The 19,798-nt window shown below is 62.5% G+C and carries 19 protein-coding genes; 7 read left to right on the top strand and 12 right to left on the bottom strand.

Annotated features, from left to right (window positions below; genetic code table 11):
• Window positions 1-70: 70 nt before the first annotated feature.
• From rplI to JVX98_RS16265, 6 genes are all read right to left on the bottom strand, one after another.
• Window positions 71-646, bottom strand: a complete 576-nt coding sequence (rplI, locus tag JVX98_RS16290) for a 50S ribosomal protein L9 (RefSeq protein WP_034803982.1) — start codon at window positions 644-646, stop codon at window positions 71-73.
• Between the two features lie 32 nt (window positions 647-678).
• Entirely contained in the window at window positions 679-1,632 is a 954-nt protein-coding gene (locus JVX98_RS16285; RefSeq protein ID WP_043611358.1) for a membrane protein, read from the bottom strand.
• A gap of 193 nt (window positions 1,633-1,825) precedes the next feature.
• A complete protein-coding gene (rpsR, locus tag JVX98_RS16280) occupies window positions 1,826-2,074 on the bottom strand; it encodes a 30S ribosomal protein S18 (protein WP_025426448.1) in 249 nt (82 codons plus the stop codon).
• A gap of 26 nt (window positions 2,075-2,100) precedes the next feature.
• Window positions 2,101-2,547: a 30S ribosomal protein S6 gene (gene rpsF / locus JVX98_RS16275; RefSeq protein ID WP_034803973.1), complete on the bottom strand. Its 447-nt coding sequence runs from the start codon at window positions 2,545-2,547 to the stop codon at window positions 2,101-2,103.
• Window positions 2,548-2,822: 275 nt separating this feature from the next.
• Window positions 2,823-3,335: a ClbS/DfsB family four-helix bundle protein gene (locus JVX98_RS16270; RefSeq protein ID WP_205239194.1), complete on the bottom strand. Its 513-nt coding sequence runs from the start codon at window positions 3,333-3,335 to the stop codon at window positions 2,823-2,825.
• A 19-nt stretch (window positions 3,336-3,354) separates the two neighbouring features.
• Window positions 3,355-4,398: an aldo/keto reductase gene (locus tag JVX98_RS16265; RefSeq protein ID WP_205239193.1), complete on the bottom strand. Its 1,044-nt coding sequence runs from the start codon at window positions 4,396-4,398 to the stop codon at window positions 3,355-3,357.
• A 343-nt stretch (window positions 4,399-4,741) separates the two neighbouring features.
• On the opposite strand from JVX98_RS16265, the gene fabD reads away from it, so the two are divergent.
• The 7 genes from fabD (at window position 4,742) to gmk (ending at window position 11,877) form a co-directional block, all read left to right on the top strand.
• Complete coding sequence (fabD, locus tag JVX98_RS16260; RefSeq protein WP_205239192.1) at window positions 4,742-5,686, top strand: ACP S-malonyltransferase; 945 nt, start codon at window positions 4,742-4,744, stop codon at window positions 5,684-5,686.
• A 48-nt stretch (window positions 5,687-5,734) separates the two neighbouring features.
• A complete protein-coding gene (fabG, locus tag JVX98_RS16255; protein WP_043611367.1) occupies window positions 5,735-6,472 on the top strand; it encodes a 3-oxoacyl-[acyl-carrier-protein] reductase in 738 nt (245 codons plus the stop codon).
• Between the two features lie 333 nt (window positions 6,473-6,805).
• Entirely contained in the window at window positions 6,806-7,042 is a 237-nt protein-coding gene (locus tag JVX98_RS16250) for an acyl carrier protein (protein WP_003531676.1), read from the top strand.
• A gap of 222 nt (window positions 7,043-7,264) precedes the next feature.
• Complete coding sequence (fabF, locus tag JVX98_RS16245; protein WP_205239191.1) at window positions 7,265-8,530, top strand: beta-ketoacyl-ACP synthase II; 1,266 nt, start codon at window positions 7,265-7,267, stop codon at window positions 8,528-8,530.
• A gap of 463 nt (window positions 8,531-8,993) precedes the next feature.
• Window positions 8,994-10,193 (top strand): endolytic transglycosylase MltG, encoded by a 1,200-nt coding sequence (gene mltG, locus JVX98_RS16240; protein WP_192447366.1) that lies wholly within the window; start codon window positions 8,994-8,996, stop codon window positions 10,191-10,193.
• 133 nt (window positions 10,194-10,326) lie between these two features.
• Window positions 10,327-11,214, top strand: a complete 888-nt coding sequence (locus tag JVX98_RS16235) for a YicC/YloC family endoribonuclease (protein ID WP_205239190.1) — start codon at window positions 10,327-10,329, stop codon at window positions 11,212-11,214.
• 3 nt (window positions 11,215-11,217) lie between these two features.
• Window positions 11,218-11,877 carry a guanylate kinase gene (gene gmk / locus JVX98_RS16230; RefSeq protein WP_034803935.1) on the top strand — a complete coding sequence of 220 codons (660 nt, stop codon included), beginning with the start codon at window positions 11,218-11,220 and terminating at the stop codon, window positions 11,875-11,877.
• A gap of 85 nt (window positions 11,878-11,962) precedes the next feature.
• Here gmk and rsmA read toward each other — a convergent pair whose 3' ends face one another.
• From rsmA to lptF, 6 genes are all read right to left on the bottom strand, one after another.
• Entirely contained in the window at window positions 11,963-12,790 is an 828-nt protein-coding gene (rsmA, locus tag JVX98_RS16225; protein ID WP_192447365.1) for a 16S rRNA (adenine(1518)-N(6)/adenine(1519)-N(6))-dimethyltransferase RsmA, read from the bottom strand.
• The gene (gene pdxA, locus JVX98_RS16220; RefSeq protein WP_205239189.1) at window positions 12,790-13,818 is read right to left on the bottom strand and encodes a 4-hydroxythreonine-4-phosphate dehydrogenase PdxA; all 1,029 of its coding nucleotides are present in this window, start codon (window positions 13,816-13,818) and stop codon (window positions 12,790-12,792) included. Before pdxA ends, rsmA begins: the two co-directional genes overlap by 1 nt.
• A gap of 13 nt (window positions 13,819-13,831) precedes the next feature.
• Entirely contained in the window at window positions 13,832-14,773 is a 942-nt protein-coding gene (locus JVX98_RS16215) for a peptidylprolyl isomerase (RefSeq protein WP_043611377.1), read from the bottom strand.
• Window positions 14,774-14,957: 184 nt separating this feature from the next.
• Entirely contained in the window at window positions 14,958-17,306 is a 2,349-nt protein-coding gene (locus JVX98_RS16210) for an LPS-assembly protein LptD (RefSeq protein ID WP_192447363.1), read from the bottom strand.
• Window positions 17,306-18,385: an LPS export ABC transporter permease LptG gene (gene lptG, locus JVX98_RS16205; RefSeq protein WP_192447362.1), complete on the bottom strand. Its 1,080-nt coding sequence runs from the start codon at window positions 18,383-18,385 to the stop codon at window positions 17,306-17,308. Before lptG ends, JVX98_RS16210 begins: the two co-directional genes overlap by 1 nt.
• Window positions 18,382-19,551 (bottom strand): LPS export ABC transporter permease LptF, encoded by a 1,170-nt coding sequence (lptF, locus tag JVX98_RS16200; protein WP_205239188.1) that lies wholly within the window; start codon window positions 19,549-19,551, stop codon window positions 18,382-18,384. Before lptF ends, lptG begins: the two co-directional genes overlap by 4 nt.
• Between the last annotated feature and the right edge of the window lie 247 nt (window positions 19,552-19,798).

Here is a 19,798-nt window from a genome sequence, read left to right as displayed (position 1 = left end):
CCGTGCAGCGGCCAAGAAAAAAGCCCGGATCGATGATCCGGGCTTTCGCATGTCGAATGGCCTTTAAGGCTTATTCTTCTTCGCCTTCGAATTCGGCTTCCGGGTTGAAGAAGTCTTCCGGCTTCAGGGCGTCTTCGTCAACGCCGTAGATGGCGTCGGCCGAGGTCAGGCTTTCGCCCTTGGCCTGGCGACCGGCTTCTTCGGCCGAACGGGCAACGTTGACTTCGACCGAGATCTCGACTTCCGAGTGCAGGTGCAGCGTGACCTTGTGCAGGCCGATCGACTTGATCGGCTGGTTGAGGTCGACCTGGTTGCGGCCGACGTTGAAGCCTTCGGCAGCGAGCACTTCGATGATGTCGCGGGCAGCAACCGAACCGTAGAGCTGGCCGGTTTCGCCAGCCGAGCGGACGATGATGAACGACTTGCCGTCGAGCTTCTCGGCAACAGCCTGGGCTTCCGACTTGCGCTCGAGGTTGCGGGCTTCGAGCGTCGAACGCTCAGCTTCGAAACGGGCCTTGTTGGCAGCGTTGGCGCGCAGCGCCTTGCCGAGCGGCAGGAGGTAGTTACGGGCAAAGCCGTCGCGAACCTTTACGGTTTCGCCCATCTGGCCGAGCTTGGCGATACGTTCGAGAAGAATGACTTCCATGTTGGTTTCCTTTCAGAGTTCCAGTTCGTTGGTCAGTTTTTTCCAACCGGCGTGACCGCGATGGTGCGTCGCGTATCGATCAGGCCGGACAGGAGGAAGAAGAATGCCGGGATCGTGAACACGAGCACCGACAGGTATGCGATCCACAGCACGGGAAGCCGCCAGGACTTGCCGCGCGTGCGGAAATGGAAGGAGGCGAAACCGGCAAGCAGGAAGCCCGCGCCGAAGGTTCCGCAGATCAGCGCGCCGATCGTTGCGGGTGCGCCGCCGAGGAAGGTGAGGACCAGGCCGCCGAGAAAAATGAAGATCGCGTTGCGGTGCATGCGCAGCGTCGAAGGAATGTCCTCGCGCGGGCGCAACGACCGGCCGGACATCTGCACGATGCGGGTGGCAAGGTAGTAGGCGGTAAACAGCATCAGCACCCAGATCGCGCCCTGGACGAGCGGCAAGGCGAGGGTGAAAAGCGACTTGATCTGAGCGATGGCAGCCGCATCCGGGTTGTAGGCGCTGTCCTGCGCCTTCACCGCCTGAATGACGATATCGACCATGCGATCGGAGATATCGGCTCCATAGCCGACGATCACGCCGACGATGATCATGCCGACGGTCACCAGACCGGCGAGATGGCTGAGGATATCGGAGAGCGGATACCAGGCAAGCGCCTCGTCCGGGCCGCCGAGTTCGGACGCCGGGCGGGCGAGATTGGCGAGATGGCTCAGCCAACCGGCCGGGATCAGCGTGACGACGAGGATCAGCAGCGAGAAATAGGGCGAAACGAGAACGGCACCGGTGGCGCCGGCCGTGACGATTGCGGTGATCGCTGCGGCATTGCCCCAGCCGAGGCCGGCAATCAGGATCGGAAGGGCCGAAGCGGCATAAAGGACGATCGCAAGAGACGACTGCGTATTCGCGCCCATCGACAAGAGGGCGGCGGTAAAGCCGGCGAGAACGCCGGTCAGCAGCGATGTCCTGTTCACATTCGTCACGTTCGCTGTCCTGCTTCGTGCAGTTAGGGGATGGCCAAAGCCTTTTCCCCAGCATGGGATTTTGGCGCATCGCGCCGGTTCCGATCCGCGCCCATCGCGGAAGGGAGTGAAAGAGGCGCTCACTTTAGGGGAGCGCCTCTCCCAACACGTCGGGTTCCGTCGAGTCAGAAGACTGACGGAAGGTCAGCCGTTCTTAGGAAACGACGTAGGGCAGCAGGCCGAGGAAGCGTGCACGCTTGATCGCCTGGGCGAGTTCGCGCTGCTTCTTCTGGGAAACGGCCGTGATACGGGAAGGAACGATCTTGCCGCGCTCGGAAATGTAGCGCTGCAGAAGACGGATGTCCTTGTAGTCGATCCGCGGAGCGTTTGCGCCCGAGAAGGGGCAAGTCTTGCGGCGACGGTGGAACGGGCGACGAACCGGAGCGGAAGAAACTTCAGCCATTGTCTTAATCTCCTAAAGCTTCTTGATTACGCGCGGTCTTCGCGCGGACGGCGCGGGCGGTCTTCGCGGTCGCCACGGTCCGGACGCGGACCACGGTCGCCGAAGCCACGCTCCGGACGGTCGCCATCGCGGCGCGGACGGTCGTCGCGGTCGCGCTTCTGCATCATGGCCGACGCGCCTTCCTCGTGCTTCTCGACGGCGATCGTCATGTAGCGCAGGATGTCTTCGTTGATGCGCATCTGGCGCTCGATTTCGTGAACAGCCGCTGCCGGAGCATCGATGTCCATGAGAACGTAGTGAGCCTTGCGGTTCTTCTTGATGCGGTAGGTGAGGGACTTCAGGCCCCAGTTTTCGACGCGACCGACCTTACCGCCGTTTGCTTCGAGCACGCCCTTGTACTGCTCGACGAGACCGTCGACCTGCTGAGGCGTGATGTCCTGGCGGGCCAGGAATACGTGTTCATAAAGAGCCATTGTGGCTTGCCTTTCTTGCGTTAATCAGCCCGGACCTCGGCGGCTAAGCCTCAACGACTGTTCTTAGTGGCTGACAGGCAGCCGGCAAGAAAGTGTTGTATCGAGACGGTCGAGAGCGGAGACACGGGAGGCCGGAAAGACGTGCAATCCTAACGGCTCCCCTCGAGGAAGCCGGCCCTCCGTTCAGCCACCAGCCAGAAGACCGGGCATTTCGAACAGCGCGCTTATACGCATTTTTCCGCGGAAGGCAAGGCTTGCCGCATCTTTTCCGCTTTCTACGCCAGCCCGTTCACCTTTTTCCATTTGCGCAGGCGGCCGTGGGCGTTGGCATAGGGAGAGGACGTGTTGAACTGGATCATGCGTCCGAGCGTGAATTTTCCGTACCATGGCCGCTCGTAAAGCGTCCGCTCGTCGCGATCCCTGATCCGTGCTTCGATCGCCTCCTTGCTTTGCTTCAGCCTGGCGACAAGCTCGCCCGGCGAAAGAGCCTGGAAGTCCACATAGAATTTCTGCGCCAGCTTTCCGAGTTCGTTCCATTTGTAGCCGGTCTCGGGGAAGTCGACGGGCTCGCCGCGCTGATCGCGATCGATCCATTTGATCACTAGCTCGCCCCAGCCGATGAGGTAGGCGACGAGATCGCCGACGCTCATCACGGTGCCCTTGGCGTGGCCCTCGAGCGAAGGTTCGCGGTAGCGCTGGTCAGGAACCCGTTCCAACTCGCGCATCAGCCTGGCGAACTGGGCGTCGATCGCCTCAAGCAGTTCGGCTTTCGTCTGGGGCACCGGCATCGGCGATCTGCTCTCACACTCAGATCGGCATCGGATAGATCCGGTGCAGCCGCCGGATCCCGTTCACAGCGTCCTGCGACAGCGTGAGATCGATGGCGCCGAGGTTGGTCTTCAACTGCTCCATCGATGTCGCGCCGATGATGACGGACGCCATGAAGGGCCGCGCCAGGCAGAAGGCGATCGCCATCTGTGCCGGATCGAGGCCGTGCTCGCGCGCCAGTTTGACATAGCCTTCGACGGCCGGCTCCTGGTGGGGCGTGAAGCGGCCGCCGAGATCGCCGTTGATCGAAAGGCGCGAGCCCTTCGGCTTCGCGCCGTCGAGATACTTGCCGCTCAAAAGCCCGGCGGCGAGCGGCGAATAGGCGAGCAGGCCTACATCCTCATGGTGGGACAGTTCCGCAAGGTCGAGGTCGTAGGTGCGGTAAAGCAGGTTGTACTCGTTCTGGATCGAAACGACGCGCGGCAGGCCATGACGCTCAGCCATGTCGATGAACTTCATCGTGCCCCAGGCCGTCTCGTTGGAGAGGCCGATGGCGCGCACCTTGCCGGCCCTAACGAGGTCGCCGAGTTTGTCGAGAATCGCCCGAAGGTCGCTCGCGACGTCGTCCTTGTCCTGCTTGGACGGGTCGTAGGACCAGGCATTGCGGAAATGGTAGTGGCCGCGGTTCGGCCAATGAAGCTGATAGAGATCGACGTAGTCGGTCTTCAGCCGCTTGAGGCTGGCGTCGATCGCCTGGTCGATGCCTTCGGGCGTCGTCGGATTGCCGTTGCGGATATAGGGACGGCCGGGACCGGCAACCTTGGTCGCGACAACGACGTCATCCCGCCGGCCGCGCTTGGCCAGCCATTCGCCGATGAAGCGTTCCGTGTCGCCGTAGGTCTCCGGCGACAGCGGGGTGGTCGGGTAGAGTTCGGCGGTGTCGATGAAGTTGACGCCCTTGTCGAAGGCGTAATCCAGTTGCTCATGCGCCTCGGCGATGGAGTTCTGTGAGCCCCAGGTCATAGTGCCCAGGCAGATTTCCGAAACCTTGATGCCGGTGCGGCCAAGCGTGTTGTAGCGCATCTAGATAAGTATCCTTGTGAAGGGCGAGCGCCGACCTGGGGAGGGAAGGGGCGCCGGCACCGGGAATGGAGCGGTCGTCTCAGCCCCGGTGGTTGGGGAAAGGGCAGGGCGACATCGGGCGGCAAACTTACGCCTTGATTGTTGAAGATCAAGGGCAAAAGGGCCTGTCGGCGGCGTCCCTGCCGGCCTCCAAGCTTGACTCGTCGGTAAGGAATGTGAATGGAGAGGAAACCGGAGATGTATGGTTTCTGCCTGCATCCCGCTCTAACTCATAAGAACCGATCACTAGGATTTCGTGTCGCGCCGACCCGAAATCCTAGTGATCTAGGGAAGGGACGATCCCATGAGCATTGCATTCACGTTTCCAGGCCAGGGCAGCCAGGCTGTCGGCATGGGCAAGGATCTGGCCGACGCTTTTCCGGAAGCGGCAGCCGTCTTTGCCGAAGTCGATGAAGCACTCGGCCAGAAGCTGTCCGAGATCATGTGGAACGGCCCCGAGGAAACGCTGACGCTGACGGCGAACGCGCAGCCGGCGCTGATGGCCGTATCGATGGCCGTCATTCGCGTGCTCGAAGCCAGGGGCCTCGACCTCAAGTCCAAGGTTTCCTTCGTCGCCGGCCATTCGCTCGGCGAATACTCGGCGCTCTGCGCCGCCGGTACGTTCTCCATTGCCGACACGGCGCGCCTGCTGCGCATCCGCGGCAACGCCATGCAGGCGGCGGTTCCCGTCGGCAAGGGCGCGATGGCGGCGATCATCGGCCTCGAACATGCGGATGTCGAAGCCGTCTGCCGCGAAGCGTCGGCCCTCGGTTCCTGCCAGATCGCCAACGACAATGGCGGTGGCCAGCTGGTGATCTCCGGCGAGAAGGCTGCCGTCGAGAAGGCCGCGGCGCTCGCTTCCGAAAAGGGCGCCAAGCGCGCGCTGATGCTGCCAGTTTCGGCACCCTTCCACTCCGCGCTGATGGCGCCGGCTGCCGACGCGATGCGCGAGGCGTTGGCCAAGGTCGAAAAGCGCAATCCGGTGGTTCCCGTCGTCGCCAACGTGCTTGCCGCCCCCGTCAGCGATGCCGAAGAGATCGCCCGGCTGCTGGTCGAGCAGGTCACCGGCCAGGTCCGCTGGCGCGAGACGGTCGAGTGGTTCGCCGCCAACAACGTCACGACGCTTTATGAACTCGGTTCCGGCAAAGTCCTGACCGGGCTTGCCCGCCGTATCGACAAGACCGTCAACGGTATCGCCGTCAATACGCCCGCCGATATCGACGCAGCACTCGCCGCCTTGCTCGCCTGAGCGAACGCCTAGGCGCTCCAGTTATTCCAGTTATAAGGAATCAAAGAGATGTTTGATCTTTCCGGCCGCAAGGCTCTCGTTACCGGCGCATCCGGTGGTATCGGCGAAGAAATCGCCCGCATGCTGCACGCTCAAGGCGCCATCGTCGGCCTGCACGGCACCCGCGTCGAAAAGCTCGAAGCGCTTGCCAACGAACTTGGCGATCGCGTGCAGCTCTTCCCGGCAAATCTTTCCGACCGCGCCGAAGTCAAGGCGCTCGGCGAAAAGGCCGAGGCCGAACTCGGTGGCGTCGATATTCTCGTCAACAATGCCGGAATCACCAAGGACGGCCTCTTCGTGCGCATGAGCGACGAGGACTGGGATGCCGTTCTCGAAGTGAACCTCACGGCCGTATTCCGCCTGACGCGCGAACTCACCCATCCGATGATGCGCCGCCGTTTCGGCCGCATCGTCAACATCACCTCCATCGTCGGCGTCACCGGCAACCCCGGCCAGGCGAACTACTGCGCCTCCAAGGCCGGCATGATCGGCTTCTCCAAGTCGCTTGCCCAGGAAATCGCGACGCGCAACGTCACGGTCAACTGCGTGGCTCCGGGCTTCATCGAAAGCGCGATGACCGGCAAGCTCAATGACAAGCAGAAGGACGCGATCATGGGCGCGATCCCGATGAAGCGCATGGGCACCGGCGCCGAAATCGCTTCGGCGGTCGCTTACCTCGCTTCCAACGAAGCCGGTTATGTCACCGGCCAGACGATTCACGTCAACGGCGGCATGGCGATGATCTGATCCGGTTTCCGGGATGGGCCGCCCGCCGAGATTGTGCGGCGGGCGATCTTCAACGTCCCGGGATGCCGCCTGCCAAATGCCTGAAATTCAATGTTGAGCAAGCGAATGACAGGCATTTTCGGACTTTGCGACAGCGTTAAACCGTGTTAATCGGGCCATGACTGTTAGCAGTCGACCGGTCCCGCCAGGCGTCCGGCAGCCTTGGCTGCCTTGGGTTTGCCGCAGTTCCGGTTGGATGGATTGCCGGGTGGGCCGTCTTGGTCTATCAGGCTTACAGAAGAGTACCGGTGCCGGAATAGGCGCCTACAGAAACGAAGGTCGAGGAACTCCGACATGAGCGATATCGCAGAACGCGTAAAGAAAATTGTTATTGATCATCTTGGCGTCGACGCCGAAAAGGTCAGCGAAGGCGCAAGCTTCATCGACGACCTCGGCGCAGACTCGCTCGACACCGTCGAACTGGTCATGGCTTTCGAAGAAGAATTCGGCGTTGAAATCCCGGACGACGCTGCTGACTCGATCCTGACTGTCGGCGACGCCGTCAAGTTCATCGAAAAGGCCCAGGCCTAATCTATTGAAGCGGCTTCGGCCGTGGACGGGCCGCCTAAAGCGGCCCGTTTCAGCCCAGGGAAGTGGGCTATCCCGCGCTGAGCGGGGATTTCGATCAGCAAGCGTTTCCCGCATTTCCCTCTGATCGTGAATAAGAACCTTAAAATGGATGCCCGGATCGGGTTCGTTACACGTGGTCCGATCCGGCTCTGAAACTGAAAAGATCAGGGTGGGTCGCGGACTATGAGACGTGTCGTTATCACCGGTACCGGCATGGTATCTCCCTTGGGTTGCGGAACTGAGGCGACGTGGGCGCGCCTGCTTGCCGGACAGAATGCCGCGCGCAAGGTGACCGAATTCGAGGTCGAGGACCTTCCTGCCAAGATCGCTTGCCGCATTCCCTTCGGCGACGGTACGGACGCGACGTTCAACGCCGACGACTGGATGGAACCGAAGGAGCAGCGCAAGGTCGATGCCTTCATCGTCTATGCGATGGCGGCTGCCGACATGGCGCTCGCCGATGCCGGCTGGAAGCCGCAGACGGACGAGGACCAGATCGCGACCGGCGTCCTGATAGGCTCCGGCATCGGCGGCCTCGAGGGCATCGTCGAAGGCGGCTACACGCTGCGCGACAAGGGCCCCCGCCGCATCTCGCCGTTCTTCATTCCCGGCCGCCTGATCAACCTTGCCTCGGGCCAGGTTTCGATCCGCCACAAGCTGCGCGGTCCCAACCACTCTGTCGTCACCGCCTGTTCGACTGGCGCCCATGCGATCGGCGACGCGAGCCGCCTGATCGCGCTCGGCGATGCTGACGTCATGGTGGCTGGCGGCGCGGAATCGCCGATCTGCCGGATCTCCCTCGCCGGCTTTGCCGCCTGCAAGGCGCTGTCGACCCAGCACAACGACGATCCGCAGAAGGCCTCGCGCCCCTACGATATCGACCGCGACGGTTTCGTCATGGGCGAGGGCGCTGGCGTCGTCATCCTCGAAGAACTCGAGCATGCCAAGGCGCGCGGCGCCAAGATCTATGCGGAAGTCGTCGGTTACGGCCTTTCGGGCGATGCCTTCCACATCACTGCTCCGTCGGAAGACGGCGACGGTGCCTATCGCTGCATGCAGATGGCGCTGAAGCGCGCCGGTCTGACGGCTGCCGATATCGATTACATCAACGCCCACGGCACCTCCACCATGGCCGACACGATCGAGCTTGGTGCCGTCGAGCGTCTGGTTGGCGAACACGCGTTGAAGATCTCGATGTCCTCGACCAAGTCGGCCATCGGCCACCTGCTCGGCGCTGCCGGCGCGGTGGAAGCGATCTTCTCGGCGCTGGCGATCCGCGACAACATCGCGCCACCGACGCTGAACCTCGACAACCCATCGGTCGAGACGACGATCGACCTCGTGCCGCATGTCGCGCGCAAGCGCGAAATCAACGTGGCGCTCTCGAATTCCTTCGGTTTCGGCGGCACCAACGCTTCGTTGGTCCTGCGTCGCTACACCGGCGACTGATCGCGCGCCCGGAGCTTCGCCTGAGTCAATCATCGCGCCGACCGCAGAAGGCGGCGCGATGATCCAGCTTTTGCCGTATTGCTCGCTACAAGCATGTGTTGGGAGGAGGCGCCGTCATGGAAGATGGCGCTCGCCGACCGCGATGTTCGCGCAAGGCATATCTGTCAGAATGCCATTCAGCCATTGCCTGGAACGACGGTTTGCCCGGTTTTTACCGCGGGCCGAGGTTCCGGATTAAAGTGTCGGTCGTCCGCCGCGTTCTCTTGAACGGACGGTGATTCGACACATTTCTGTGGTTCTTCGGTGAGATTGCACCGGCCGCGGATTTTTGAGTAACTGCGGACGCCGGCCTTCTGGGCGGCACCGTTTTATAAATTTGACCTATGCCTGCCACGGTCCAGTCCGAAATTCGCACCGGAAGCAGGAAGAGAATGAGGCCGCGAATTTCGGGTTCGGGATAATCGTGAGCGACTCAAACGATAACGGCGCGGCGCAATTCGGCCGCAGTGAAAACGCGAGCAACGGACCGATCATTCCGAAATCGGCAAACGAAGCGCTGCGTCCGGAAAAGGTGCCGCAGCCGCCGAAACGATCGCGCAAAGCCCGCAGCCAGGTCGTGATCTTCCTGAACTTCGTCATGACCGTCATCGTGTTTGCAGCGCTCGCCGCCGCCGGCACGGTCTATTATGCGATGCACCAGTACGAAAAGCCGGGTCCGCTGCAGGCGAACCAGAACTTCATCGTCCGCGGCGGCGCTGGCATGAGCGAGATCGCAAGCGGCCTTGAGCGCGGCAACATCATCACCGATGCGCGTGTCTTCCGTTTCGTCTCCGAGGCCTATCTCGACAACGAGACGCTGAAGGCCGGAGAATACGAGATCAAGGCGGGCTCGTCGATGCAGGAGGTCATGCAGCTCCTGAAGTCGGGCAAGTCGATCCTCTATTCCGTTTCCCTGCCCGAAGGCCTGACCGTCAAGCAGATGTTCCACAGGCTCGCCGATGATCCGGTGCTCGTCGGCGATCTGCCGTCGGAACTGCCGGCCGAAGGTTCGCTGATGCCTGACACCTACAAGTTCACGCGCGGCACCAAGCGCGGCGAGATCGTCCAGCAGATGGCCGCTGCCCAGAAGGTCCTCGTTGGCCAGATCTGGGAGAAGCGCGATCCCGATCTGCCGGTTTCGACGGTGGAAGAACTGGTGACGCTTGCCTCGATCGTGGAGAAGGAAACCGGCCGCGCCGACGAGCGCCCGCGCGTCGCTTCGGTCTTCATCAACCGGCTCGACAAGGGCATGCGGCTGCAGTCCGACCCAACGATCATCTATGGCATTTTCGGCGGCGACGGAAAGCCGGCGGACCGGCCGATCCTGAAGTCGGACATCGACAAGCAGACGCCGTACAACACCTATATCATCAAGGGCCTGCCGCCGACGCCGATCGCAAATCCCGGCCGTGCAGCCCTGGAAGCGGTCGCCAATCCATCGCGTACGCCGGAGCTTTACTTCGTTGCCGACGGCACGGGCGGCCACGTCTTTGCCGAGACGCTCGACGAACACAATGCCAATGTCCGCCGCTGGCGCAAGGTTGAGGCGGAGCGGGCAGCCGAAGCGGCGAAGGCTGCGTCTGACGCCGGCACTGCTGAACCGGCAGCTACGCAGCCGCAATAGGCCGGCGCTTGCGGGCGGCAGAGCCGCCTAGCGATGCTTGCACTGTGGACGGACGAATCACGGCGCGGATATCCCTTGCGGGATGCCGCGCCGTCGCCTTATTGCTTCTGCTGAAACCGCAACGGAGGTGATGATGCCGCTCCAATCGATGACCGGCTTTGCCCGGAGAGAAGGCAGCAGCGGCCGCCGTCGTTGGGCCTGGGAGCTGCGCTCCGTCAACGGCAAGGGCCTGGATCTCCGGCTGCGCCTGCCGCAGGGGCTCGAGCGCTTCGAGCCCGAGGTGCGCAAGCTTGCAGCAGAGTATTTTTCCCGCGGCAACCTTCAGATCGGCCTCACCGTCAGCGGCGGCGAGGCGGCCGTCGAGGCCGTGGTCAACCAGGCAGCCTTGACGGCGGTGCTAGACCTGCGCGGTCAGCTCGGGGACCTCGTTGATCCCGCGCCGCTCCGGTTCGACACGCTTCTCTCGATCCGCGGCATCGTCGACTTCCGCGAGCCGGAGGAGAGCGAAGAAGAGCGCGCGGCGCTCGACGCAGATATCCTGGCCGGGCTGGCGGGCGCGCTCGCCGATCTGCGCAAGATGCGCGCGGACGAGGGCGCGGCGCTCTGTCAGATCCTGCTGGCGCAGGTCGAGACGATCGAGCGGCTGACGGCGACGGTCGAGGCCGACCCGTCACGTAGCGCCGCGGCGATTGCCGACCGGCTGGCGCAGCAGGTGGCCCTGGTCATGGACAACGGGTCATCGCTAGAGCGGGACCGTCTCTATGCCGAAGTCGCTTTGCTCGCCACCAAGGCGGATCTCCGCGAGGAGATCGACCGGCTTGGCTCCCATATCGTTGCCGCCCGCGAGCTTCTGTCGAAAGGCGGCCCCGTCGGGCGCAAGCTCGATTTCCTGGCACAGGAATTTAACCGAGAATCGAATACGATCTGTTCCAAGTCGAACGCAGCCGCAGTGTCTGCCGCCGGCATCGAGTTGAAGGTCGTCATCGACCAGTTCCGCGAACAGGTCCAGAATCTGGAGTAAGGTATGAACCCGGCGACCCCTTCGCCCATCAAGATCGCCCGTCGTGGGCTGATGCTCGTCATTTCCTCGCCGTCGGGCGCTGGCAAGTCGACCATTGCGCGCAATCTCCTGGAAGCCGATCCGGAGATGAGCATTTCGGTCAGCGTGACGACGCGTCAGCGGCGCCCGAGCGAGATTGACGGACGGCACTATCACTTCAAGTCCATACGCGAATTCGAGGCGCTGAGGTCCACTGACTCGCTGCTCGAATGGGCGGAGGTGCACGGCAATTTCTACGGCACGCCGCGCGACGCTGTGGAGGCGGCCATGGCCGCCGGCCGCGACATGCTCTTCGATATCGACTGGCAGGGTGCGCAGCAGCTTCAGGAGAAGATGGCGGGAGACGTCGTCTCGATCTTCATCCTGCCGCCGTCCATGGCCGAGTTGCAGTCTCGCCTGCATCGCCGGGCCGAAGACAGCGAAGAGGTGATCGCCACGCGCCTTGCGAACTCGCGCGCCGAGATCGAGCACTGGCGGGAGTATGACTACATCGTGCTCAACGACGATCTCGACCGCGCCTTTGCGTCCGTGCGGGCGATCGTTGAGGCCGAACGCCTGCGCCGTGACCGGCGCCCTGGGCTGTTCGATTTCGTCAACGGGCTGCTGACCGAAAACCCGTTCTAAGGCTCAAAAAAGAAAATGGCTCCGTGAGGAGCCATTTTTGATTCATGTCCGTTTGTAGCGCGCGCCTTGCGATCCACATGCCCGCTCAGAGGCAGTTTGCCAGCCGGCAGAACTCTTCCACCGAAAGTGTTTCGGCGCGTCGCTGCGGGTCGATGTCGGCCTTGGCAAGTAAAGCTTCACCGCCGAGCGGCTTCAGGCTCTGGCGCAGCATCTTGCGGCGTTGGCCGAAGGCTGCATGCGTCACCTTCTCAAGGGCTGCGACCGAGCAGGGGATCGGGTTTTCGACCGGCTCCAGATGGACCACGGAGGACGTCACCTTCGGTGGTGGCGTAAAGGCCTGCGGCGGCACGTCGAACGCCATCCGTGCGTTCGTACGCCAACCGCAGAGGACACCGAGGCGGCCATAGTGGTCGTCATCCGCGTCGGCGACGATCCTCAGGCCCACTTCACGCTGGAACATCAGCGTCAGCGACTGCCAGAAGGGTGGCCAGCGCTCGGGCAGCAGCCAGTTGACGAGCAACTGCGTGCCGACATTGTAGGGCAGGTTGGCGATGATCTTGACCGGCCCTTCGTCAGCAAGCGTCTCGAAGGGCGTCTTCAGTGCGTCACCTTCGATCACCTGCAGCCGATCGGGATAATGCGCGCCGATCTCCGCAAGCGCTGGCAGGCAGCGCGAGTCACGCTCGATCGCAATGACCTTCTTGGCGCCGAGCGCGAGGATGGCGCGAGTGAGGCCGCCCGGTCCGGGGCCGACCTCGATGACCGTCACGCCTTCGAGCGAACCGGCGGTCCGCGCGATCTTCTGCGTCAGGTTGAGGTCGAGCAGGAAGTTCTGGCCGAGCGCCTTCTTGGCATCGAGGCCGTGACGCTGGATGACGTCGCGTAGCGGAGGAAGACCGTCAAGGGCGGCCATCAGCGAATATCTCCTGGCATATTGACCGCAAGCGATGCGGCAAGGTCGAGGGCTGCCCGAAGGCTGTCGTCGCGGGCGATGCCCTTGCCGGCAAGGCTGAAGGCCGTGCCGTGGTCGGGCGAGGTGCGGATGAAGGGAAGACCGAGCGTGACGTTGACGCTGTCGTCGAAGCCGAGCGCCTTGGCCGGGATCAGCGCCTGGTCGTGATACATGCAGATCGCCACGTCGTAGGTGGCGCGTGCGCGATCGTGGAACATCGTATCAGCCGGCAGCGGTCCAACGGCATCAATGCCTTCAGCGCGCAGCCGGTCGACGACCGGTCGGATCACGGCGTCGTCCTCGAGCCCAAGCGCACCGTTTTCGCCGGCATGCGGGTTCAGGCCGGCGATTGCGAGCCGCGGTTGTTGAAGTCCGAAGCGATTGCGAAGGTCGGCCGCAGTAATCGCGCAGGTGCGGTAGATGAGGTCTGGCGTCAGTTGCTCCGGCACGTCCTTCAAGGGGATGTGGATGGTGACGGGCACGGCGCGCAGCTTCGGTCCGGCCAGCATCATCACCGGCAGAACCGGCTCGCCCGTCGCCTTTTCGGCAAGATCGGCGAGATATTCGGTATGGCCTGGAAAGCGGAAGCCAGCGTCATAAAGAACCGCCTTGGCGATCGGGTTCGTGACCACGGCCGACGCCTGACCGGCGTTCACCAGTCGCACGGCCGTGTCGATCGCACCGATGACGGCGCTGGCATTGGCCGTGTCCGGATGGCCGGCGTTGACCGGGGCAGGGCAGGTGAGCGGCAGAACCGGCAACGCCGTATCAAAGAGGGAGCGCGCGCCGGCGCAATCGGTCTCGCGGACGGGTACTGTATAGCCGAGCATCGATGCGCGTGCGGCAAGCACCGCGGGGTCGCCGATGAAGAGGAAGGGGGCCGTCGCGTGGTCGCGGCGGCCGAGCCAGGCCGAAAGACTGATGTCCGGCCCGATACCGGCCGGGTCGCCCATGGTCAGGGCGAGGGGCCCGCCGGTTGTTTCGCGCATGGTTCCGTCGTGATTACTTGTTGACGATTTGCGCCTTCTTGCGCAGCTCCTCGAGGTACTTCTCGCTGTTCGGGTCCTCGCCGCCTTCCTTCTTCTTGCCGATATCCTCGGCGCGGAAGACGATTTCGGCGGCGGTGTCGTCGTTGACCTCACGCTTCTTGCAGATCGCCAGGTACTCGACGCCCTTTTCGGTCACGCGGGTGCCGGTGGTGCCGTTCTCGCCGGCCTTCTCGATCAGCGGCTTCCATTCGTCGGGCAGCTGCTGGGCCAGCATGCGGCCGAGGCTGCGGATCGACACGTCGCGATAGTTGGCGGCAAACACCTTGGAGGTTTCGCAACCCGGGAACTGGGCGCGCGAGGCGTTGGCTTCGGCCTGCCGCTTCGCGGTGATCGCGCCACGCTTCTTCTCGGGAATGACGAAGATCACCTGCTGCAGGAAGTACTCGGTGGTGACAGGCTTCTGTCCGCCGCCTGCCATCATGCGCTTGACGAGGTCGGCGCCCTGGAGACGGTTGGAGCTGCCGTAGCGGAAGTTGACCGCGCGCGGCCAGCTCATCTGCACGGCGATGAACTGCTTGAAATGTTCCGCGCCGACGCCGGCCTGATCGAGGATCTTGCCGAGTTGCTCGGTCGAAAGCTTGTTGCCCGAGGCGAAGCGCGCATAGGCGGCATCGACTTCCTGGGTGCTGACGGACTGGCCGATGCGCGCGATCTCTGCCCGCTTGAGAACTTCGTCGACGAGCTGCTTCTTGGCTTCGTCGTTGCCGCCCTTCTGGCGCTGCAGGCGAAGGAAGGCCACGCGCTTGGCGATGTCGCCGGAGGTAATCACCGTGTTGTTGACCGTTACCTTGACCGTACTCGCTGCTGCCTGAGCTCCGGAGCATACGGCAACGCTCAAGGTGCCGGCCAAAGCCAGTACCGACAGTGTCCTCAAGATCGACATTTTCCCGCCCATTATCTTTTCCTATATCCCGGACTATCACCGTCGACAGGCTTTGTCCGCCTGTCGGCCTTGCGCCGTTGCCTTATCTTGTCGGAGGGAATGCATAATACATGCGGCCAAACGATGACAAGACCGTTTGACCGTGCCGATATCGACGAATGGGCGAACTTTTGGCCCGCCCACTCGCTTGACGATATCAATAATAGTCCAGCTCTTCGAACTTGGTGTCGCCGACGTTCACGTCGCCGAGCGTACGGAAGCTGATTCTCGCGCCGATCGACCAGTCGTTCGCCACATTGGCGTCGGTATCGCGTTCCTGTTTGTAGACGATCGAGAACAGCGTGTCCTGATCGTCGTAGGTGATGCCGAAACCGTTGCGCGAGATGACATCCTTGTTGATGTCATAGGTGATCGCGCCGAACACCGACCAGTAATCATGGAACCGGTAGGCGGCAGCCGTCTGGATTTCGTCCTGGTTGGACAGAGATCCGTAGAGCGGCTGCGCTTCGATGCGCGTATAGGTCATCGCCGCCTGCCACGTCGTGCCGAGATAGCCGACGGTGGTATCGGCGCGGCGCAGCGACAGGTCCTTTTCGTCGAGGCGGCCGGAAATGCTCGCCATCAGACCGGAGGGTGCATCGATACCGAACATGGCAACATAGTCGGAGCTTCTGCTCTCCAGGCCGGAATTCGCGCCGGCCTTGACCAGGTCGTCTGTCGCAAACGAGTTGAGGCCGCCGAGATGGAATGACTGGCCGACGATGCCGCGCAGACCGTAGCCGCTGTCGAAGGTTCCCGTGTAGCGGAATCCGACATTGGCGCGGGTGCCGCCCTCGATCCGGTCGAAGCCGGAGAACTTGTCGCGATCGAAGAGGTTTGTCGCATCGAACACGAAGCTCTGCGCGTCTTCGTTCGGCAGGCCGCCTGCGTATTGCTCGTTTGGACGCGCGTAGAGCTGCGCAATCGGTTCGAGCACGTGGCTGCTGTCTTCGCCGACGAACAGGATCGGGTAGCGGGCTTCGAGACCCGCGGTCAGCATGCGCCGCGTCACCGCGTCGCTCGTGTTGTAGTCGCCCGTGTAGGCCGGACCCGGGTTGTCCATGTTGAGCCCGATGGCGTCGCCACGCGCCGCCAGCAGCGGCGTGATGACCAGACCGCCTGGAGCAATGAAGGTGCGCTTCCACTCCAGTTCGCCGGTCAGGCGGTGCGACGTGCCCTCGAGGCCACGGAAACGGGTCACGCCCGGCTGCGTGAACGCGTCGAGCCGGTTGCGCTTCACGTTCGTGAAGTTCAGCGTACCGGAAAGCTCACCGCCCAGGACGGATTCAGGCGCCTTGTAGGAATAGTCGAGAACCTGTGCCGCAGGCTGCTGGTTCTCCTCGATGCTGTTGGCGTCGGCATCCTGGATGTCGAAGTAGAAAGCGCGCAGATCGAAGTAGTTCCGCTTGCCGAGCCCGCTCAGATACGCCTGGTTGACGTAGGTCGTTCCGTCGAACGTCGACAGCTCGTAGGTCTTGGCGAAGTTGGCGTCGGACTGAACGAGCACGTTCCAGCCGAAGGTCCAGCGCGGATTGATCTCGAACTCGCCCTTCGACGCGATCATGCCTCGGTTCGTATGCATCGCGTCGACAGTGCCGGGCGTGAACTTGCCCTTGTCGAGCTGGCTGATGCCGGCGAAGTTCAGCGTATGGAAGCCGTTGTGGAACCGCTGGCGGAATTCTCCCTCCAGCAGGAAGCCCTGTCGCGTCAGGCCGGTAAGCGTTGCCGTTGCGTCCATATAGGGCGAGATCGCCCAGTAATAGGGTACGCCGACGCCAACGCCGAGCTTCTGGGCCGAGCGGAATGTCGGGAACAGGAAGCCGCTCTTGCGCTTGACCGTATGGTCGGGCAGCTCCATGACCGGAATGTAGGCGATCGGCTTGCCGAACAGCTCGAAGCGGGCGTTCTCAAGGCGGATGGTCCGCGTGCGGCCGTTCTGGATGACGCGCTGGGCCTTGATGTGCCACAGCGAGCGATGTTCCGGCTTGGTCGAGCAGGGCGTGCAGGCCGTGTAGACCGCCTCGTTCAGAATGAATTCTTCGCCGTTCCGGCGCTCGCCGCTCGTGGCAGCAAGCCGCGTCAGATCGGTGGTTTCAATGCGCATTTGATCGAGGAAGCCGTCCCCGAAATCGTCGGTGATATCCATCTTGTCGGCGTAGACGACATTGCCGCCCGGCTCGACGAACTGGATTTCGCCGGATGCATAGATGCGGCCCTTCTTCTGGTCGTACTCGACCTGGCGGGCCACCATCTTGTAGCCGCCGTAATCGATCTGCACGTTGCCGCGCACGATCACTTTTTCGGCGTCCTTGTTGTAGACGAGCTCATTGGCGGACAGAAGCAGCTTGGCGTCTTCCGGCATGTTCGGGCGCAACGAATCGAGGCGCTCCGAAGCCTGCTGCGCCATCGCTGGCGCACTCATTCCCATGGCAAGTGTCTGCAGCGCCACGCCTGCGAGCAGGGCGGCGTTGATCAGCCTTATACGTTTGCGGTTCACTACCGCCACTAGCCATCCTCCTGATTTAAAAGAATCGTCGAGCCCAGCGCCATCGCTACAACAACTGGCAACCAGGCTGCAACGAAAGGAGGCACAATGCCGCTGCTCCCGAATGCTTTGACAAGCACGGTGACGACATAAAGCACGAAGCCTGAAAGGATGCCACCGAGAATTACGGAGCGCGATTGGTTAAACCGGCTAAATTTCAGCGACACGCAAGCGGCGATCAGCGTCATGGCGACGAGCAGCAGCGGCAACGACAACATTGAGTGGAATTGGGTTTCCATGCCGTTGGTCGAAAAACCGAAGGAGCGGGCCACTTCGATCTTGCGCGGCAGGTCGAAAAACTGAATGGAATCAGCCTTTGCAAGACGTTCCTGAACAAACTCCGGCTTCAGATTGGTGGCCAGCTGTGCTGTTTTCAAACGTTGCGGGAGCTGTCCGTTGCGCGTTTCCGTGACGTCGTTAAGAAGCCAGTAACCATCTTCGAGTTTCGCCGACCCCGCATCCTGTCTCAGAATGATCGTGCCCTGTGGATCAAAGTGGATTACGGTGACGTTGAGAAGCGTCGTCCCGTTGTCCTGAACAGAGCGTGCGCCGATGATCGTGTCCGTGCCGTTATAGATCTGCCTGAGCCACGGTATCGAGCCGGCGTCGGCGTTCCGCGTGGAGCCCCATTCGGCCAAAAGCGCCTCGCCGCGCTTCGTTCCCCAGGCCGCAAGCGGATTGAGCGCCACGACCGCCAGCACGCCGAAGAGGAAGGAGCCGAGGATGAAGGGCCGCAGGAACTGCCAGACGGAAATGCCGGCTGCGCGGGTCACGACCAGCTCGTAGCGGCGGTTGAGCGAGATCAGTGCCGCCATGGCCGAAAACAGCGCGACGAAGGGTATCGTCTGCTGCAGGATCAGCGGGATCCGGAGCGCGGTCATCAAAAGGGCGCCGGAGATGCTGTAGCGCGGCAGGTTCGCCAGCCGGCTCGCCTGTTCGCTGAAGTCGATGATGAAGACCAGCGAGAAGATCCCGACGAGGAACCAGAACGTCGTGATCACATAGCGCATGAAGAAGTAGCGGCCGAGCGTGCCCATCATGACGGCTGCCCTTTCTCGGCATCGGTCCGCATCAGGCGCAGGCGAACCAGGAGTTCCTGCAGCTTTTCCTGCCCGGTCATCGGAATGTCCAGTCGCCTGTTGCTGACGAGCTGGTGGATGCAGAGCGCGCCGGCAATCAGCGGTACGGCATACATCAACGGCACAAACCAGACAGAATCCTCGGCGCTGTTGCCGGCATAGAACGTCATCCAGCGGATGAGCAGGGCCGTGCCGAGGGCGCTGACCATCGGATGAAGCCGCGCTTCGCGATGGGAGCGCGCATCACTGCTGAAGACCAGCGCGATCAGGCCGAAGAGCAGGGGGAAGGTCCATTCGGTGAAGCGACGGTTGAGCTCGGCGGTAAAGGCGAGCGGATTGTTCTTGTAGACGTGATCTTCCGGGTCCGGATTGATCAGGCCGGGAAGGTCGCGGTCCTTCGCCCGGATGGTCGCTTCGCGCGTCGTCTTCGTCATGTCGGCGAGATCGAAGGCGTAGGAGTCGAACTTGATGATCGATACGCTGCCGTCGGGGAGCTTGCGCTGCACTTCCCCGTCTTTCATCACCAGCGCTGAACTCTTGTCGTCGATGGCGCCTTCGCGCGCATAGTAGACGAGCTCGAAGCTCGGATTGCGCGAATCGGCGACGAAGATGCCCTGCAGCACGCCGCCGCCCCGCCGCGCGCCGACCTGGACATAGAGATTGTCTGCGACCTTGCGGAAGGTGTTCTCCTGCACAACCGACGACAGCAGGTCGGCGTTGGCGGTTGCCAGCATCTTGCGCAAGGCAACGCGCGCATAGGGCTCGACGAAATTGTCGACCACGAAGGAAAGCACGCTGAGGCCCAAGGCCAGGTAGATCACCGGCCGGATGATCGCCATGCGCGAGCTGCCGGCGGCATTGAGCACCGTCAGCTCCGAATCGGTGTTCATCGTCGACAGCGTCTGCGTGACGCCGATCACCAGCGCAAAGGGCAGGATGATCGTGATGACGGAGGGCAGGATGAGGGTCGCCACCTTGGCGAAGGCGAACACGGACTGGCCGTTGTCGGTGACGAGGTTGACGTTGGTCAGCGCCTGAGTCGTCCAGACGATGCCGAGCAACGGCAGGAGCGTTGCGAGGAACATGATCACGGCACGCCGGAATATGTAGCGTTCGATCAGCTTCATGCCCGTGTCCGGTCCAAAATCCTGCTCATGTTTCTGTTCCGGCGGCGGTTGTCGAACTGGGTCTCGCCCGTGTCCGTAAACCGAAGCCCGGTCCTTTGCCAGCCACCCTTGCTGCTCGAATTGTGTAGCAACAGGGATAATTTAAGGCGAAGAACCTCGGTTAACCGCATGTAAACATCTGCGGGCATCTTGCCAAGCGGTTGAAAAGCGAGAAGGGTGCCGGCCACAGCTTTGACGGTGGCGAACG

The sequence above is a fragment of the Ensifer sp. PDNC004 genome, from assembly GCF_016919405.1.
GTDB lineage: Bacteria > Pseudomonadota > Alphaproteobacteria > Rhizobiales > Rhizobiaceae > Ensifer.
This window is presented reverse-complemented; position numbering and strand designations above follow the sequence as displayed.

Bases quoted from the DNA above. Each gene is read 5' to 3' on its own strand.
- rplI (WP_034803982.1), bottom strand. From the start codon at position 646: ATGGAAGTCATTCTTCTCGAACGTATCGCCAAGCTCGGCCAGATGGGC.
- rpsR (WP_025426448.1), bottom strand. From the start codon at position 2,074: ATGGCTGAAGTTTCTTCCGCTCCGGTTCGTCGCCCGTTCCACCGTCGC.
- rpsF (WP_034803973.1), bottom strand. From the start codon at position 2,547: ATGGCTCTTTATGAACACGTATTCCTGGCCCGCCAGGACATCACGCCT.
- JVX98_RS16270 (WP_205239194.1), bottom strand. From the start codon at position 3,335: ATGCCGGTGCCCCAGACGAAAGCCGAACTGCTTGAGGCGATCGACGCC.
- JVX98_RS16265 (WP_205239193.1), bottom strand. From the start codon at position 4,398: ATGCGCTACAACACGCTTGGCCGCACCGGCATCAAGGTTTCGGAAATC.
- fabD (WP_205239192.1), top strand. From the start codon at position 4,742: ATGAGCATTGCATTCACGTTTCCAGGCCAGGGCAGCCAGGCTGTCGGC.
- fabG (WP_043611367.1), top strand. From the start codon at position 5,735: ATGTTTGATCTTTCCGGCCGCAAGGCTCTCGTTACCGGCGCATCCGGT.
- JVX98_RS16250 (WP_003531676.1), top strand. From the start codon at position 6,806: ATGAGCGATATCGCAGAACGCGTAAAGAAAATTGTTATTGATCATCTT.
- fabF (WP_205239191.1), top strand. From the start codon at position 7,265: ATGAGACGTGTCGTTATCACCGGTACCGGCATGGTATCTCCCTTGGGT.
- JVX98_RS16235 (WP_205239190.1), top strand. From the start codon at position 10,327: ATGCCGCTCCAATCGATGACCGGCTTTGCCCGGAGAGAAGGCAGCAGC.
- gmk (WP_034803935.1), top strand. From the start codon at position 11,218: ATGAACCCGGCGACCCCTTCGCCCATCAAGATCGCCCGTCGTGGGCTG.
- rsmA (WP_192447365.1), bottom strand. From the start codon at position 12,790: ATGGCCGCCCTTGACGGTCTTCCTCCGCTACGCGACGTCATCCAGCGT.
- pdxA (WP_205239189.1), bottom strand. From the start codon at position 13,818: ATGCGCGAAACAACCGGCGGGCCCCTCGCCCTGACCATGGGCGACCCG.
- JVX98_RS16215 (WP_043611377.1), bottom strand. From the start codon at position 14,773: ATGGGCGGGAAAATGTCGATCTTGAGGACACTGTCGGTACTGGCTTTG.
- lptG (WP_192447362.1), bottom strand. From the start codon at position 18,385: ATGATGGGCACGCTCGGCCGCTACTTCTTCATGCGCTATGTGATCACG.
- lptF (WP_205239188.1), bottom strand. From the start codon at position 19,551: ATGAAGCTGATCGAACGCTACATATTCCGGCGTGCCGTGATCATGTTC.